Source organism: Nonomuraea sp. SYSU D8015, from assembly GCF_008065375.1.
Classification (GTDB): Bacteria; Actinomycetota; Actinomycetes; order Streptosporangiales; family Streptosporangiaceae; genus Nonomuraea.
In genome coordinates this window covers 1-1211 of sequence record NZ_VJYI01000068.1, presented here as the reverse complement: position 1 = coordinate 1211, position 1211 = coordinate 1, and the positions used below count along the sequence as shown (strand labels likewise).

General features: G+C 64.7%; 1 pseudogene. It reads right to left on the bottom strand.

Annotated features, from left to right (window positions below):
• A pseudogene (locus ID574_RS59230) lies at nucleotides 1-1187 on the bottom strand (DNA-directed RNA polymerase subunit beta); the annotation flags it as partial.
• Between the last annotated feature and the right edge of the window lie 24 nt (nucleotides 1188-1211).

Below are 1211 nucleotides of genomic sequence, written 5' to 3'. Positions count from 1 at the left end.
GTCTGCGGCGTGATCGCCTCGACGTCCTGGGTGGTCATGCGCTCGCGCACGACCCGCTCCATGCGGGCCAGGCCCAGCCGGACCTGGTTTTGGATCAGCTCGCCGACGCTGCGCAGACGGCGGTTGCCGAAGTGGTCGATGTCGTCGACCTCGACGATGACCTCGCCGTTGACGCCCGGCATCGACTCCTCGCCGGCGTGCAGGCGCACGATGTACTCGATCGTGGCGACGATGTCGTCCTCGGTCAGCGTGCCCTGGGTGATCTCCGCGTCGACGCCCAGCTTCTTGTTGATCTTGTAGCGGCCCACCTTGGCCAGGTCGTACCGCTTGGGATTGAAGTACAGGTTCTCCAGCAGGGTCTGCGCCGACTCCTTGGTCGGCGGCTCACCCGGCCGCAGCTTGCGGTAGATGTCCAGCAGCGCGTCGTCCTGGCCGGCCGTGTGGTCCTTCTCCAGGGTGGCGCGCATCGACTCGTACTGGCCGAACCGCTCCAGGATCTGGTCGCTGGTCCAGCCCAGCGCCTTCAGCAGCACGGTGACGGCCTGCTTGCGCTTGCGGTCGATGCGCACGCCGACGCTGTCGCGCTTGTCGATCTCGAACTCCAGCCAGGCACCCCGGGACGGGATGACCTTGCAGCCGTACAGGTCCTTGTCGGAGGTCTTGTCGACGGTGCGTTCGAAGTAGACACCTGGCGAACGGACCAGCTGCGAGACGACGACACGCTCGGTGCCGTTGATGATGAACGTGCCCTTCGGGGTCATGAGCGGGAAGTCGCCCATGAACACCGTCTGGCTCTTGATCTCACCGGTGGTGTTATTGATGAACTCCGCCGTGACGAACATCGGGGCGGAGAAGGTCATGTCCTTGTCTTTGCACTCGTCTACGGAGTACTTCGGCGGCTCGAACCGGTGGTCGCGGAACGACAAGGACATGGTCCCCGAGAAGTCCTCGATCGGACTGATCTCTTCGAAGATCTCTTCGAGGCCCGACTGGGTCGGGACGTCCTTGCGCCCGGCCTGACGAGCCGCCTCTACCCGGGCCTTCCACTTCTCGTTGCCGAGCAGCCAGTCGAAAGACTCGGTCTGCAGGGCCAGAAGGTCAGGAACTTCGAGAGGCTCCTGGATGCGCGCAAAAGAGACGCGACGGGGACCAGCGGGTACGGCGGAGGCGTTGCGCGAGGCTGCCAACAGATGTCCTTCCGAGGGCTCGCG